Genomic DNA, 13,573 nt, shown 5'->3' on the forward strand with positions numbered 1-13,573 from the left:
ACGTTCAATCCCTCAATGATGCCTGGAATCGCTCTTTTAATGCCTCTACACATTTTGCAACGGTAGCGGCAATCTCCTCTTCTTCGAGTGTACGGCCCGTATCTTGTAGGATAAGGCTTATGGCAAGGCTCTTATAACCTTCGGCTACACCTTTGCCACGGTACACATCAAATAAGTTTACGCCAACTACCTGATTTGCGCCAACTTTCTTACATTCGACCAAAATATCTGCTGCTGGGACGTTTTCGGCGACCACAACAGCGATGTCGCGACGGTTCGCCGGGAATCGAGAAATCTCTTTCGACTCAGGCACGGCGCGGTCTGCAAGCTTGTTCCACAGCACTTCGAACACCAGCGTACGGCCATTCAGAGAAAGCTTACGCTCAAGCTCTGGGTGCACAACGCCAATGAAACCAATGTATTCGCCACGTAAATAAATGGCTGCACTTTGGCCTGGATGCAACGCTGGGTTGCTTGCTGTTCTGAATTCAATGTCAGAAAGCTTGCCTGTAAGATCCAGAACCGCTTCCAGATCGCCCTTCAAATCATAGAAGTCGACGGTGTTTCGCGCCAGATCCCAATGCTCTTCGTAGCGATTACCGCAGATAGCGCCAGCCAGCATAAGATCCTGACGGATACCCAGGTCTGCCTGCGTATCAGGAACAAAGCGTAAGCCTGATTCAAAGATGCGCACACGGCTCTGCTGGCGGTTTTGGTTGTAAACCACCGTATTGAGCAGGCCAGTCAGCAAGGACAGACGCATGGCTGACATTTCGCTGGAAATTGGGCTTGGCAGAATCAGATTTTCTTCACCTGGGTGCAACAGCTGTTGAACCTTAGGATCAACAAAGCTGTAGGTGATCACTTCCTGATAGCCTTTATCAACCAGCATGGTTTTCACACGCTTAAGGGAAAGGTCTGCCTCGCGATGGCTGCCCATGATAAGACCCGCTTGTACAGGCTCGTCAGGGATGCTGTTGTAGCCATAAACGCGCGCCACTTCTTCAACCAGGTCTTCTTCAATCTGCATATCGAAGCGCCAGCTTGGCGCGACAGCCGTCCACTGGTTGTCACCTTCAGTCACTTCACAACCCAAACGACGCAGGATGTCGCCAACCTGTGCATCTTCAATGTGATGGCCAATCAGGCGGTCCAACTTGCTACGGCGCAGAGTAATGGTGGCAGCTTTTGGTAAATGCGCTTCGCTGGTCACATCGATAACCGGGCCAGCTTCGCCGCCACAGATATCAAGCAGCAGGCGAGTCGCACGTTCGATAGCTTTGAATTGCAGCGCAGAATCCACACCACGTTCATAACGATGGGAAGCGTCGGTATGTAAGCCATGACGACGCGCACGTCCAGTGATAGACAGAGGGCTGAAGAATGCGCATTCCAGCAGTACATTCTGGGTTTCATCATTCACACCAGAATGCTCGCCACCAAAGATACCGCCCATTGCCAGTGCTTTAGTTTGGTCAGCGATAACCAGCGTATCTGCGTTCAACTTCGCTTCATTGCCATCAAGCAGCGTCAGGGTTTCACCCTCTTCTGCCATACGCACCACGATGCCACCCTCAATGCGGTTCAAGTCGAACGCATGCATCGGTTGGCCAAGTTCCAGCAGCACGTAGTTAGTTACGTCAACAACCGCATCAATAGAACGAATACCGCAACGACGCAGTTTCTCTTTCATCCACAGTGGAGTTGGCGCTTTAACGTTGATGCCTTTAACGACACGGCCCAGGTAACGTGGGCAAGCTTCCGGCGCATCGACACGAATCGGCAGCGTATCGGTAATGGTCGCAGCAACGCAGGCCATTTCTGGCTCGTGTAATGGCAGCTTGTTGACGACAGCAACATCACGAGCCACACCGATGATACCTAAACAGTCAGCACGGTTTGGCGTCACGCTGATTTCAATAGTATTGTCATCAAGCTTCAGATATTCGCGGATGTCGGTGCCAATGGGTGCATCCTGTGGCAACTCAATAATACCGTCGTGATCGTCGGAAATACCCAGCTCAGAGAAGGAGCACAGCATGCCTTCTGATGGTTCGCCACGCAGTTTTGCAGCCTTGATTTTGAAATCACCTGGCAGCACAGCGCCGACAGTGGCAACAGCTACGCGCAGGCCCTGACGGCAATTTGGCGCACCACAAACGATGTCTAACAGGCGTTCGCCGCCGACATTCACTTTTGTTACACGCAGTTTGTCGGCATTGGGGTGTTGGCCGCACTCAACCACTTCACCCACAACCACACCATTAAATTCGCCTGCAACCGCATCAACACCATCAACTTCAAGACCCGCCATAGTGATTTGGCTGGAAAGCTCTTCACTGCTGTTGGCTGGGTTTACCCATTCGCGTAACCAGAGTTCACTGAATTTCATTGGATATCCCGCCCTTATTTGAACTGTTTGAGGAAACGTAAATCATTTTCGAAGAATGCGCGCAGATCGGTCACACCGTAGCGCAGCATGGTAAGACGCTCCATGCCCATACCGAACGCAAAGCCTGAGTAAACTTCTGGGTCAATACCCACGTTACGCAAGACATTTGGGTGCACCATGCCACAACCTAACACTTCCAGCCATTTGCCGTTTTTACCCATGACATCAACTTCAGCGGAAGGCTCAGTAAACGGGAAGTAGGACGGACGGAAGCGAATCTGCAAATCTTCTTCAAAGAAGTTGCGCAGGAAATCATGCAATGTGCCTTTCAGGTTGGTGAAGCTGATATTGGTATCAACAATCAAACCTTCCATTTGATGGAACATTGGGGTGTGCGTCTGATCGTAGTCGTTACGATACACACGGCCTGGCGCGATAATACGAATCGGCGGCTGCTTATCTTTCATGGTGCGAATTTGTACACCAGAAGTCTGCGTACGCAGCAGACGGGTAGCATCGAACCAGAAAGTATCGTGATCCGCGCGAGCTGGATGGTGACCAGGAATATTCAGCGCGTCGAAGTTATGGTAGTCGTCTTCGATTTCAGGGCCAGTCGCCACGGTGAAGCCCAGCTCACCGAAGAAGCTTTCAATACGGTCAATGGTACGCGTAACCGGGTGCAAACCACCGTTTTCAATACGACGGCCTGGCAATGAGACATCTATCGTTTCTTCTGCCAGACGAGCATTCAAAGCCGCACTTTCCAATGCATTTTTGCGAGCATTTAATGCTTCCTGCACTTTCTCTTTCGCTTCGTTGATGACCGCGCCAGCCGCTGGGCGCTCTTCTGGTGGTAATTCACGCAGGGTGGTCATCTGCAGGGTCAGATGCCCTTTTTTCCCTAAATACTCGACGCGTACGTTGTCTAACGCGGCAACATCCTGGGCCTCGTTTATGGCGGCCGTTGCGTTGGCAACCAGCTCTGCGAGATGTGGCATGGTATTCCTCTTGTGCCGGTAAAATTACCGGGGTAGTTGATCCGTATAAAAAAATGAGATGCCAAAAAAAAAGCCTCCACAATGGAGGCTTTCGGCGCTATTTTTCGTTTCTTTTCTTACGCGCAAAGCCCCCAGGTTCAGGTGCTAAAGTAAAAAAAGAAACGGAAAATAGCAGCATTCATGCTTGCAGTTACCTTACTTGTCAGTTTTAAACCTCGCCTAATAATAGGGATGGTCTATGAACATTAACAGATTGATTATGTTAGAAATTAAAAGAGGGAGACAAGCTCCCTCTGATAACCGACTTACGCCAGAGCTGCTTTCGCTTTCTCAACCAGTGCAGTAAATGCCACTTTGTCGAATACGGCGATATCAGCCAGGATCTTACGGTCGATTTCAACAGAAGCTTTTTTCAAGCCATTGATGAATTTGCTGTAAGAGATCCCGTTCTGACGAGCTGCAGCGTTGATACGTGCAATCCACAGCTGACGGAATTGACGTTTACGTTGACGACGGTCACGGTAAGCGTATTGGCCAGCTTTGATAACAGCCTGGAAAGCAACGCGGTAAACGCGTGAACGCGCACCGTAGTAGCCTTTGGCTTGTTTAAGGATTTTTTTGTGACGAGCACGTGCGATAACACCACGTTTTACGCGAGCCATATTAGCTCTCCTGTTTCTATTCTAAATGAGTTAAAAAGTTCTACTTATGCGTACGGCAGGCAAGCGATGACCAGGCCCAGATCCCCTTTGGAGACCATACCTTTCGGACGCAGGTGACGTTTACGCTTAGTAGACTTTTTAGTCAGAATATGACGCAGGTTAGCGTGCTTACGCTTAAAACCACCACCGGCGGTCTTTTTGAAGCGCTTAGCGGCGCCGCGTACAGTTTTAATCTTTGGCATTTAATAACTTTCCACTTCGCATTGTTAATAAAACGAACCAGAAGGCGAACAAATCTCACGAGGCCGAAACCTCGCGAGAATCGTTACTTGATGGCCTTACTGTTTCTTCTTCGGAGCGAGCACCATGATCATCTGGCGGCCTTCGATCTTCGATGGGAAGGATTCGACCACTGCCAGTTCACTCAGATCGTCACGGACGCGATTAAGCACTTCCATACCAATCTGTTGGTGAGCCATTTCACGACCGCGGAAACGCAGTGTGATTTTAGCTTTATCACCCTCTTCCAGAAAGCGAACCAGGCTGCGGAGTTTTACCTGATAGTCGCCATCATCGGTACCAGGTCGGAATTTGATTTCCTTGACCTGAATAACTTTTTGCTTCTTCTTCTGTTCCTTAGAAGATTTGCTTTTTTCATAGAGGAATTTGCCGTAATCCATAATTCGACAAACAGGCGGTTCAGCGTTAGGACTGATTTCTACTAAATCAACCCCAGCTTCTTCGGCTTTTTCTAAAGCTTCATTCAGACTGACAATACCAATAGGTTCGCCGTCTAAGCCTGTCAGACGAACTTCTGTGGCACGAATTTCTCTGTTTATGCGATTAGGACGCGCCGGTTGAACTCTTTTTCCGCCTTTAATAACTCTATTCCTCTAGTTGATTAAGATTGCGACTGCGAATTTCTGACTGCAGCTTTTCAATCAATTCGTTTACGTCCATGCTGCCCAAGTCTTTGCCGCGACGAGTACGAACGGCTACTTTGCCTGCTTCGACCTCTTTATCGCCACAAACTAACATATAAGGGACACGACGCAACGTGTGTTCACGGATTTTAAAGCCAATCTTCTCATTTCTCAAGTCTGCTTTTACACGAATGCCTGCATTTTGCAGTTTACGGGTCAATTCGTTAACGTAATCAGACTGTCCATCAGTGATATTCATAACCACTGCTTGTACCGGCGCAAGCCAGGTTGGGAAGAAACCCGCGAATTCTTCGGTCAGGATACCAATGAAACGTTCCATTGACCCGAGAATTGCACGGTGAATCATTACCGGAACCAGGCGTTCGTTACTTTCGCCGATATAAGACGCGTTCAGGCGTGATGGTAAAGAGAAGTCTAGCTGTACAGTACCGCACTGCCATGCACGATCCAGGCAGTCATACAGGGTAAATTCAATTTTAGGACCATAGAATGCGCCCTCTCCCGGTTGATAATCAAACGGAATATTATTTTCTTGCAATGCTACGGCCAAATCCGCCTCTGCACGATCCCACATTTCGTCGGTACCGATGCGTTTTTCAGGGCGAGTAGACAGCTTCACAACGATTTTTTCAAATCCGAAGGTGCTGTACATGTCATAGACCATGCGGATGCAGCTATTCACTTCATCACGCACTTGTTCTTCAGTACAGAAGACGTGAGCATCATCTTGAGTAAAGCCACGAACACGCATCAAGCCATGCAACGCACCTGACGGCTCGTTACGATGGCAGCTACCAAACTCAGCCATACGCAATGGCAGGTCACGGTAGGATTTGAGTCCCTGGTTAAAGATCTGAACGTGGCCAGGGCAGTTCATTGGCTTGATGCAATATTCACGGTTCTCGGAAGACGTGGTAAACATTGCTTCTTTGTAGTTTTCCCAGTGCCCGGTTTTTTCCCACAGCACGCGGTCCATCATGAACGGACCTTTTACTTCTTGATACTGGTACTCTTTGAGCTTGGAGCGCACAAACACTTCCAACTCACGGAAAATAGTCCAGCCGTCATTGTGCCAGAACACCATACCTGGCGCTTCTTCCTGCATATGGTACAGGTCGAGTTGCTTACCGATTTTACGGTGGTCGCGCTTAGAGGCTTCTTCCAGACGTTGCAGATAAGCATTCAACTGCTTTTTATCTGCCCACGCGGTGCCATAAATACGCTGCAACATTTTGTTGTTGCTGTCGCCACGCCAGTAAGCACCGGAAGTTTTCTGCAGTTTGAAATGATGGCAGAAACGCATATTTGGTACGTGCGGGCCACGGCACATATCCACGTATTCTTCATGATGATACAGACCTGGCTTATCATCATGGCTGATATTTTCATCAAGAATCGCAACTTTGTAGCTTTCACCACGGTTCACGAAAGTTTCACGGGCTTCATGCCAGCTCACTTTCTTCTTGATAACGTCGTAATCTTTCTCAGCCAGCTCGTGCATACGCTTTTCGAGCAGCTCAAGATCTTCCTGCGTCAGCGTGTGGTCAATATCGACGTCGTAGTAAAAACCGTTGTCAATAACTGGGCCAATCGCCATTTTAGTATGCGGCCACAGTTGTTTGATGGCATGACCCAATAAGTGGGCGCATGAGTGGCGGAGAATCTCCAGACCAGCTTCATCTTTAACGGTGATAATCGCGAGTTTCGCATCATGCTCAATAACATCAGATGCATCAACCAGTTCGCCATCAACACGGCCAGCGATACACGCTTTTGCAAGGCCAGGACCAATGTCCAGGGCTACATCCAGCGGGCTAACTGCGTGATCGTAATGGCGTTGGCTGCCATCAGGAAGAGTAATAACAGGCATTATAAGTCCTTATTTGCAGTGGTGACCCATACGCAAGATCACATGCAACGTATATTTTCTTTAGTTTCAACCGGTTGCGTTATCATCTCGCCCACAATTGCAAGGCCGACAACGCAATTTATGCGTGAGCGTGGATTCACTGCTTCACGACGGTTGAGAATAGTATCACTTTAAGGAGGGTATGTCGCGTTTTGCTGCCAGATGTTCTCAGCAAACAATGATAATAAGCTACTGTTTTATCGTCGCTTTCACATGATTATTTTTACTTTCATTAAAACGCCGCTAACAACAAAAAAGTAATTAATAAGTTTTATTAAAGTTTTGTGTGGGGATATTTATAATGTGGACTGTAATTTTAGAAATAAAAAAACCAAGCATCATGCTCGGTTTTTGATTTCATGTGACTCTCGAATTGAACTAGCAATTACGGCTAGACATATGGAGATAATATTAAAGCAGTAATAATTAAGACCAGTCGCCAGCAACCAAAGTGTGGACGTTAAATGCATCATCCATTGACTGACCAGTAGACTGCGCCCCCGGTTGGATGTTGGAACCGGCTTCAACGTCGGAAACATTCCAGACAGCAGACGGGGCGGTTTGTGTGCTGGTGGCTGCGGTAGGTTGTGCAGCGAAGGCACCAAATGAAAGCATAGAAAGTGCAACGGCTACAGCGGCATATTTGATATTTTTCATATTCGTTATTCTCTTATTTAGTGGGGCAGCAAGCTATTAACTCGCCACAAAACAAGAGTAGATCCAGATCACGTTTTTGACAAGGCCAATTATTTATCCATTCGTGTCAAATATACAAAAATATATGACAAAAAGGTAGATTAAGGAGGGATTGTGAAGATTTAGACCTTTAATTCATTTTATATTAAATAAAACTCTGGACCGAAATAATAATAGCACGAACGGATAAAATAAAACAATAAAGCCGGGCATAACCCGGCTTTGCCCATTACATCTTATAACCAAGAGTAATCGCGGTACGTCTATCGGTGTGTTCTGGTGCAGAATCTGGCGGATTCGAGTTCCAGGTGACGTTATAGCCAACCCGTAAACCAAAGTGCTCATTGATCGCGACTTCAAGCGCAGTCTCAGAGTTTACCGTCGTATCTTCACTACCCAGCACAGAAACGCCCTGGATAAATTTGGCGTTATCGGTCAACTGCCAGTTATAGATACCCGATGCGTAGCCTAATGCCTGAGTCTTATGGCCGCCGTCGGCGTATTCGTCATAACGAACACCAGGACCAAATTCCACACGCAGGCTGTGTATCGGGCCACTGAGGAACTGACGACCGTAACCGGCGGTCAGCACATCACGCGCTTGATAACCGTTGTAGCGGTCAGTTAACCAACTCGCCTGGCCAAACAGGTAATCGCTGTCGGTCATGTTGTAACGGCTACGGCCACCAGCCGAATAAGTCTCAGAAGAGCGCTCATCGTTAGAGGAGGTGTTGTTCGCATTACCCCACAGTGACCATGCAGTCGAGGTATTGTACCAGGTCATGTTGGTGTTAGCGGTCAACGTGGAACTTGTAGTGTTGCCTGATTGCGCAAGGTAGCCTGCATTCAGATTACCTTCGAACGGTTTCTTTGCTGTGGCTGGGTCATCCATGACAGTGAAAACCGAATTATCTGCAATTGCAAAGTGACTCAATAGCGCACTTCCGGTCAGCAAAATTGCAGCCGGTACTGTCTTAACAAAATTCATTTAATCGTCCGTACAACATAAAAAGAAACCATCAAGGTTCCGGAATCTTTTCTGTGGATCAAATATTTATGAACCAAGAAAGGTTACAAATTATAAAAAAGCTCGAATAACATAGCAATGAATTCTTTTTTCATTTTTAGAATAAGAGATCTCTTAAAACATCTTTATTTTCATAAACATAGAGCGTAAGGGTATTTTACAAATCATTTTATAAATCATGGTGTTAATTGGCATTCTCCCATCAAAATCAGTGCTACGCTTTATCTCAATGCTAAATTAAGGAGGATATATGACCCGCATTTATACATTGACACTTGCCCCCTCTCTGGATAGCGCAACCCTGACCGCACAAATTTATCCCGAAGGTAAACTTCGATGCACCGCACCCGTTTTTGAACCCGGCGGTGGAGGTATTAATGTTGCAAGAGCGATTGCCCATCTCGGCGGGCACGCAACCGCTATATTTCCATCCGGCGGCGCAACGGGGGAACACCTTAGCAATTTGCTTTTAGATGAACATGTCGCCATTGATACCGTCGATGTCCATGACTGGACGCGGCAAAATTTGCACGTTCATGCTGAGTCTACCGGTGAACAGTATCGTTTTGTCATGCCCGGTGCGGCCCTAACTGATGATGAGTTACGCAAACTTGAAGAAAAAGTCCTCGCCATCGAATCAGGCTCCATTCTGGTTATCAGTGGCAGCCTTCCACCGGGTACTGAAGTTTCGAAACTCTGCGACTTAGTCAAATCGGCCCAAAAATCAGGGATACGCTGTATCGTAGACAGTTCGGGAGACGCGCTGAAAGCGACGCTTGAAATCGGCAACATTGAGTTGGTCAAACCCAATCAAAAAGAGCTCAGCGCTTTAGTCAATCGTGACCTGACGCAACCTGATGATGTGCGTAAAGCGGCCCAGGAAATCGTTGATAATGGCAAAGCCAAACGGGTGGTCGTTTCGCTTGGTCCGCAAGGTGCTCTGGGCGTTGATGCCAGTGGGTGTGTGCAGGTAGTGCCACCGCCGGTGAAAAGCCAAAGTACGGTAGGTGCCGGTGACAGTATGGTCGGAGCGATGACGCTGAAACTTGCGGAAAATGCCTCTCTACTCGACATGGTTCGTTTCGGCGTCGCTGCCGGGAGTGCGGCGACTCTCAATCACGGCACTCGATTATGCTCTATGGAAAACACCCAGAAAATCTACGACTACTTACGCAGTTAACGGGCCGCCCCACCCGGGGCGGCTGGTCGCTTCGGTAAATGTCGCCATTTTACGCAGATCAACTATGCTAAAACCTTCGGGATAACAATGGGGTGAATCATGAGTAGCGGAGACATTGAACGCTATGTCGTCACATTAAAGTTCGAGGAACACAATCTCACGGACCTTAACGAAATGAATAACGCTCTGACTCGTGGAGGTTTTTTGCTCACCCTTACAGACGACGAAGGGAAAATTCACGAATTAGGGATCAACACCTTCGGTTTAATAAGCACTTTAAACCCGACTGAAGTTGAAGAGCTTGCCCGCGGCCTCGGTCAGTTGGCACTGGGAAGAGAACCCGAAGTTTCAATAACAACCTGGGATATCTGGCTACAAGAGAGTAAATAACCAGCTTTTAAAACTCCTGACCGGGGATGTGCGTTAGTTCGAAGTTTGACCCGGTTAACAGCGATAAGCTAATGATCTACCAGACAACCTGGAGAGAAGCATCATGTGGCAAGCCATAAGTCGTCTGTTAAGTGAACAACTCGGTAGCGCTGAAATTGAACAACGTACGGAATTACCCGGTGGCGAAATTCATTCTGCATGGCGAATTCACTATGCCGGTCATGATATTTTTGTCAAAAGCGACACGCGGGAACTCTTACCCATCTTCACCGCTGAGGCCGACCAACTTGAGTTGCTTTCGCGCAGCAATACAGTGCGGGTACCGAAGGTCTGGGGTGTAGGCAGTGACAGAGATTACAGTTTCCTGCTCCTTGAATATAAGCCAGCAAAACCGCTGGATGCACACAACGCCTTTTTGCTTGGTCAACAACTGGCGCGTTTGCATGAATGGAGCGATCAGCCGCAATTTGGGCTCGATTTTGATAATGATCTTTCCACAAACCCACAGCCCAATACCTGGCAACGACGCTGGTCGACGTTCTTTGCAGAGCAACGCATCGGCTGGCAGCTTGAGCTTGCCGCAGAAAAAGGCATTCAATTCGGAGACATCGACTTGATTGTCGAATTTGTGCATCAGGCTCTGGCTTCCCATCAGCCTCAGCCTTCTTTATTGCATGGCGATTTGTGGTCAGGAAATTGCGCGATGGACGCTGATGGGCCATTTATCTACGATCCCGCCTGCTACTGGGGTGACAGGGAGTGCGACCTGGCAATGCTGCCGTTACACCCGGATCAACCGCCGCAAATCTACGACGGTTACCAGTCAGTTTCCCCGCTTCCCGCAGACTTCCTGCAACGCCAACCGATTTATCAGCTCTATACACTGTTTAACCGGGCGAGTCTGTTTGGCGGTCAGCATTTAGTCATCGCGCAAAAAGCACTGGAACGTGTACTGGCAGCATAATGAATTCTCCACTCCCCGAGCGGGAGTGGCGTTTATCTAGATGAAACCGAGTAAAGAAAAGAAGAAGTAGCCCAGCACGATAATGATGACGGGTAAAATATAGAGCGGGAAAATTTGCAGGAAAATGGTGTGTCGCGGTACCACAATTTTCGCATCGATCTGCTCTTTCGTTAACCCTTCAGGGCCTTTTGCCTGTTCAAGAATCAACTGATCTTGTACCCCTTCACGCAGAAACTTCGCCTGACGACTCATTCGTGCACCGGATGCCTGCAACGCAAGGCCAATAAAGATCAGCGCATAGATTATCCAAAACAGAATATTGGCCTGTTGATGGAAGTCGGGTTGCGGCGAGTTGTACCAGAAGAAATTCAAGAATGGCGTATTAAAACGCATCATCTCAATCATGACATGAGCGAAATCCAGCATCACAGCATTAATCCCTGCCTGTTTTTCGCTGTGCTCATACATAAACTTCAGAATTGAAATCAGTGTTGAAATTACCGCTGGGATAAAAATTACCCAGCCAGCCACACGTTTGAGTACGGCAATGCGTCCAGCTTGTTGATACGTCATTCGTTCCCCTTGGTTAGGACGTAACTTGCACGCACAAAGTTTACCTCGTCTGGGGTGATTTCGCCTGAGCTTTACAGGCGATTTTTCACAAACCAGTGGCAACAGCCGCTAATTCCAGCTATTGATAAGCAATCTTATTTTTCAATATACATGCCCAACATGGCTTGAAGCATGACGGGTATAACTGACAGGAGTCGAAACATGGCTGTGACTCGCCAAATTTTAGCTGCGATTTTTGATATGGACGGTTTACTGATTGATTCTGAACCGTTGTGGGATAAGGCTGAGCTGGATATTCTGGCCAGCATTGGCGTGGATATTTCCCGCCGTGCTGAACTTCCTGACACGCTTGGTTTGCGCATCGATCTGGTTGTCGACCTGTGGTTTGCTCAGCAACCGTGGAATGGCCCGTCCCGTGAAGAAGTGACAAATCGCATCATCGCGCGCGCCATCTCATTGGTTGAAGAGACGCGTCCCATTCTACCTGGCGTGCGTGAAGCAGTAGCGTTGTGTAAAGCACAAGGGCTGAAAGTGGGGTTAGCCTCCGCCTCACCTCTGCATATGCTGGAGCGCGTGCTGGAAATGTTCGACTTACGTTCTCAGTTTGATGCTATCGCCTCGGCGGAACATCTGCCGTACAGCAAGCCGCATCCGCAGGTTTACTTAGACGCCGCCACTCAACTGGGCATCGATCCTCTGGCTTGTGTCACTCTTGAAGATTCAGTGAATGGCATGATTGCGACCAAAGCCGCACGCATGCGTTCTATTGTGGTTCCCGCGGAAGAAAACCGCGACGACGTACGCTGGTGTCTGGCGAATGCGAAACTGAACTCGCTGACTGAATTGCGCGCCGAACATCTGATTGGTTAGTTGATAAAGATGCGGGGAACCCCCGCATCTGTTTCAAAATCATATCCGCATCAAATTTTTTAAAACGTTATTTCATAAATATTTGAGTTTCCCCTCTCCCGTATCTACTCTATACAGACACGCGCAACGGCGCTTTTCCGGATACCGGGGTAACTTATGATTCTCGATGCTTTTAATCTGCAAGGCAAAGTCGCTATCGTCACGGGTTGTGACACAGGCCTGGGTCAGGGAATGGCAATAGGGCTTGCCGAGGCAGGTTGTGACATCGTCAGTGTAAGCCGCAAAATCCCCCATGAAACGGCGCAAAAAGTACAGGATTTGGATCGTCGTTTTCTCGCCATCCAGGCAGATTTAAGCCAACAAGACGCGATCCCTGAGATCATCGCGCAAGCGGTCGCAGGGATGGGGAAAATAGATATTCTCGTGAACAACGCGGGAACCATTCGCCGGGAAGATGCGCTGGAATTTAGCGAGAAAAACTGGGACGACGTTATGAACCTGAACATAAAATCGGTGTTCTTTCTCTCTCAGGCGGTCGCAAAGCAATTCATTAAACAAGGCCATGGCGGCAAGATCATTAACATCGCATCCATGCTGTCATTCCAGGGGGGGATCAGAGTCCCTTCTTATACCGCATCCAAAAGCGCTGTGCTCGGCGTGACGCGGCTGCTGGCAAATGAATGGGCGCAACATAATATTAATGTGAATGCTATCGCGCCAGGATACATGGCAACCAACAATACTCAACAACTGCGTGACGACGACGTGCGCAGCCAGGAAATCCTCGACCGTATTCCTGCTGGTCGATGGGGGCTTCCTGGTGACCTGCAAGGGCCAATTGTGTTTCTCGCCTCTCGCGCTTCCGATTATGTCAATGGCTACACGGTTGCCGTCGACGGAGGCTGGCTAGCCCGCTAAACATCACGCCGTCGGGGAATCCGGCGGTAGTAAAATGTTACGCCGTCACC

Annotated in this window: 15 protein-coding genes and 1 other annotated feature; of the genes, 5 read left to right on the plus strand and 10 right to left on the minus strand. The window is 48.5% G+C overall.

The features are described from left to right. Positions 1-4 precede the first annotated feature (4 nt). From pheT to RHD99_RS14375, 9 genes are all read right to left on the minus strand, one after another. Positions 5-2,392, minus strand: coding sequence for a phenylalanine--tRNA ligase subunit beta (gene pheT, locus RHD99_RS14335; RefSeq protein ID WP_309874707.1), 2,388 nt, complete (start codon positions 2,390-2,392; stop codon positions 5-7). Positions 2,393-2,406: 14 nt separating this feature from the next. Beyond that, positions 2,407-3,390 carry a phenylalanine--tRNA ligase subunit alpha gene (gene pheS, locus RHD99_RS14340; protein ID WP_270139183.1) on the minus strand — a complete coding sequence of 328 codons (984 nt, stop codon included), beginning with the start codon at positions 3,388-3,390 and terminating at the stop codon, positions 2,407-2,409. A gap of 63 nt (positions 3,391-3,453) precedes the next feature. Beyond that, positions 3,454-3,577 (minus strand) — a sequence feature (Phe leader region). Then, positions 3,528-3,572 (minus strand): pheST operon leader peptide PheM, encoded by a 45-nt coding sequence (gene pheM, locus RHD99_RS14345; RefSeq protein WP_001386830.1) that lies wholly within the window; start codon positions 3,570-3,572, stop codon positions 3,528-3,530. It overlaps the preceding feature by 45 nt. Before the next feature lie 118 nt (positions 3,578-3,695). Further along, a complete protein-coding gene (rplT, locus tag RHD99_RS14350; protein WP_000124850.1) occupies positions 3,696-4,052 on the minus strand; it encodes a 50S ribosomal protein L20 in 357 nt (118 codons plus the stop codon). A gap of 44 nt (positions 4,053-4,096) precedes the next feature. Beyond that, positions 4,097-4,294 (minus strand): 50S ribosomal protein L35, encoded by a 198-nt coding sequence (gene rpmI / locus RHD99_RS14355; protein WP_005968897.1) that lies wholly within the window; start codon positions 4,292-4,294, stop codon positions 4,097-4,099. A 96-nt stretch (positions 4,295-4,390) separates the two neighbouring features. Then, entirely contained in the window at positions 4,391-4,933 is a 543-nt protein-coding gene (gene infC, locus RHD99_RS14360; protein ID WP_074392078.1) for a translation initiation factor IF-3, read from the minus strand. Positions 4,934-4,937: 4 nt separating this feature from the next. After that, positions 4,938-6,866, minus strand: a complete 1,929-nt coding sequence (gene thrS / locus RHD99_RS14365) for a threonine--tRNA ligase (protein ID WP_183271748.1) — start codon at positions 6,864-6,866, stop codon at positions 4,938-4,940. Positions 6,867-7,331: 465 nt separating this feature from the next. Further along, complete coding sequence (locus tag RHD99_RS14370; RefSeq protein ID WP_309874751.1) at positions 7,332-7,562, minus strand: YdgH/BhsA/McbA family protein; 231 nt, start codon at positions 7,560-7,562, stop codon at positions 7,332-7,334. 268 nt (positions 7,563-7,830) lie between these two features. Then, complete coding sequence (locus tag RHD99_RS14375) at positions 7,831-8,589, minus strand: DUF481 domain-containing protein (RefSeq protein ID WP_309874754.1); 759 nt, start codon at positions 8,587-8,589, stop codon at positions 7,831-7,833. 289 nt (positions 8,590-8,878) lie between these two features. Between RHD99_RS14375 and pfkB the strand changes: the two genes are divergently transcribed. The 3 genes from pfkB to RHD99_RS14390 all read left to right on the plus strand — a co-directional run bounded on the left by pfkB (position 8,879) and on the right by RHD99_RS14390 (position 11,162). Then, the gene (gene pfkB, locus RHD99_RS14380; RefSeq protein WP_309874756.1) at positions 8,879-9,808 is read left to right on the plus strand and encodes a 6-phosphofructokinase II; all 930 of its coding nucleotides are present in this window, start codon (positions 8,879-8,881) and stop codon (positions 9,806-9,808) included. A gap of 99 nt (positions 9,809-9,907) precedes the next feature. Continuing rightward, positions 9,908-10,198 carry a type V toxin-antitoxin system endoribonuclease antitoxin GhoS gene (gene ghoS / locus RHD99_RS14385; protein ID WP_183271752.1) on the plus strand — a complete coding sequence of 97 codons (291 nt, stop codon included), beginning with the start codon at positions 9,908-9,910 and terminating at the stop codon, positions 10,196-10,198. A 103-nt stretch (positions 10,199-10,301) separates the two neighbouring features. Further along, the gene (locus RHD99_RS14390) at positions 10,302-11,162 is read left to right on the plus strand and encodes a fructosamine kinase family protein (protein ID WP_183271753.1); all 861 of its coding nucleotides are present in this window, start codon (positions 10,302-10,304) and stop codon (positions 11,160-11,162) included. Between the two features lie 36 nt (positions 11,163-11,198). On the opposite strand, the gene RHD99_RS14395 is transcribed toward RHD99_RS14390, so the two are convergent. Further along, complete coding sequence (locus RHD99_RS14395; RefSeq protein WP_183271754.1) at positions 11,199-11,735, minus strand: YniB family protein; 537 nt, start codon at positions 11,733-11,735, stop codon at positions 11,199-11,201. A gap of 201 nt (positions 11,736-11,936) precedes the next feature. On the opposite strand from RHD99_RS14395, the gene hxpB reads away from it, so the two are divergent. Together hxpB and kduD are read left to right on the plus strand one after the other, a co-directional pair. Then, on the plus strand, positions 11,937-12,605 hold the full coding sequence (hxpB, locus tag RHD99_RS14400; protein WP_309874758.1) for a hexitol phosphatase HxpB: 669 nt from the start codon (positions 11,937-11,939) through the stop codon (positions 12,603-12,605). A 156-nt stretch (positions 12,606-12,761) separates the two neighbouring features. After that, the gene (gene kduD / locus RHD99_RS14405; protein ID WP_309874760.1) at positions 12,762-13,523 is read left to right on the plus strand and encodes a 2-dehydro-3-deoxy-D-gluconate 5-dehydrogenase KduD; all 762 of its coding nucleotides are present in this window, start codon (positions 12,762-12,764) and stop codon (positions 13,521-13,523) included. The last annotated feature ends 50 nt before the right edge of the window (positions 13,524-13,573 follow it).

It is taken from the genome of Buttiauxella selenatireducens (assembly GCF_031432975.1).
GTDB lineage: Bacteria > Pseudomonadota > Gammaproteobacteria > Enterobacterales > Enterobacteriaceae > Buttiauxella > Buttiauxella selenatireducens.

Coding starts and splice junctions, on each gene's coding strand:
- pheT (WP_309874707.1), bottom strand. CDS start 2,392: ATGAAATTCAGTGAACTCTGGTTACGCGAATGGGTAAACCCAGCCAAC.
- pheS (WP_270139183.1), bottom strand. CDS start 3,390: ATGCCACATCTCGCAGAGCTGGTTGCCAACGCAACGGCCGCCATAAAC.
- rplT (WP_000124850.1), bottom strand. CDS start 4,052: ATGGCTCGCGTAAAACGTGGTGTTATCGCACGTGCTCGTCACAAAAAA.
- rpmI (WP_005968897.1), bottom strand. CDS start 4,294: ATGCCAAAGATTAAAACTGTACGCGGCGCCGCTAAGCGCTTCAAAAAG.
- thrS (WP_183271748.1), bottom strand. CDS start 6,866: ATGCCTGTTATTACTCTTCCTGATGGCAGCCAACGCCATTACGATCAC.
- RHD99_RS14370 (WP_309874751.1), bottom strand. CDS start 7,562: ATGAAAAATATCAAATATGCCGCTGTAGCCGTTGCACTTTCTATGCTT.
- RHD99_RS14375 (WP_309874754.1), bottom strand. CDS start 8,589: ATGAATTTTGTTAAGACAGTACCGGCTGCAATTTTGCTGACCGGAAGT.
- pfkB (WP_309874756.1), top strand. CDS start 8,879: ATGACCCGCATTTATACATTGACACTTGCCCCCTCTCTGGATAGCGCA.
- ghoS (WP_183271752.1), top strand. CDS start 9,908: ATGAGTAGCGGAGACATTGAACGCTATGTCGTCACATTAAAGTTCGAG.
- RHD99_RS14390 (WP_183271753.1), top strand. CDS start 10,302: ATGTGGCAAGCCATAAGTCGTCTGTTAAGTGAACAACTCGGTAGCGCT.
- RHD99_RS14395 (WP_183271754.1), bottom strand. CDS start 11,735: ATGACGTATCAACAAGCTGGACGCATTGCCGTACTCAAACGTGTGGCT.
- hxpB (WP_309874758.1), top strand. CDS start 11,937: ATGGCTGTGACTCGCCAAATTTTAGCTGCGATTTTTGATATGGACGGT.
- kduD (WP_309874760.1), top strand. CDS start 12,762: ATGATTCTCGATGCTTTTAATCTGCAAGGCAAAGTCGCTATCGTCACG.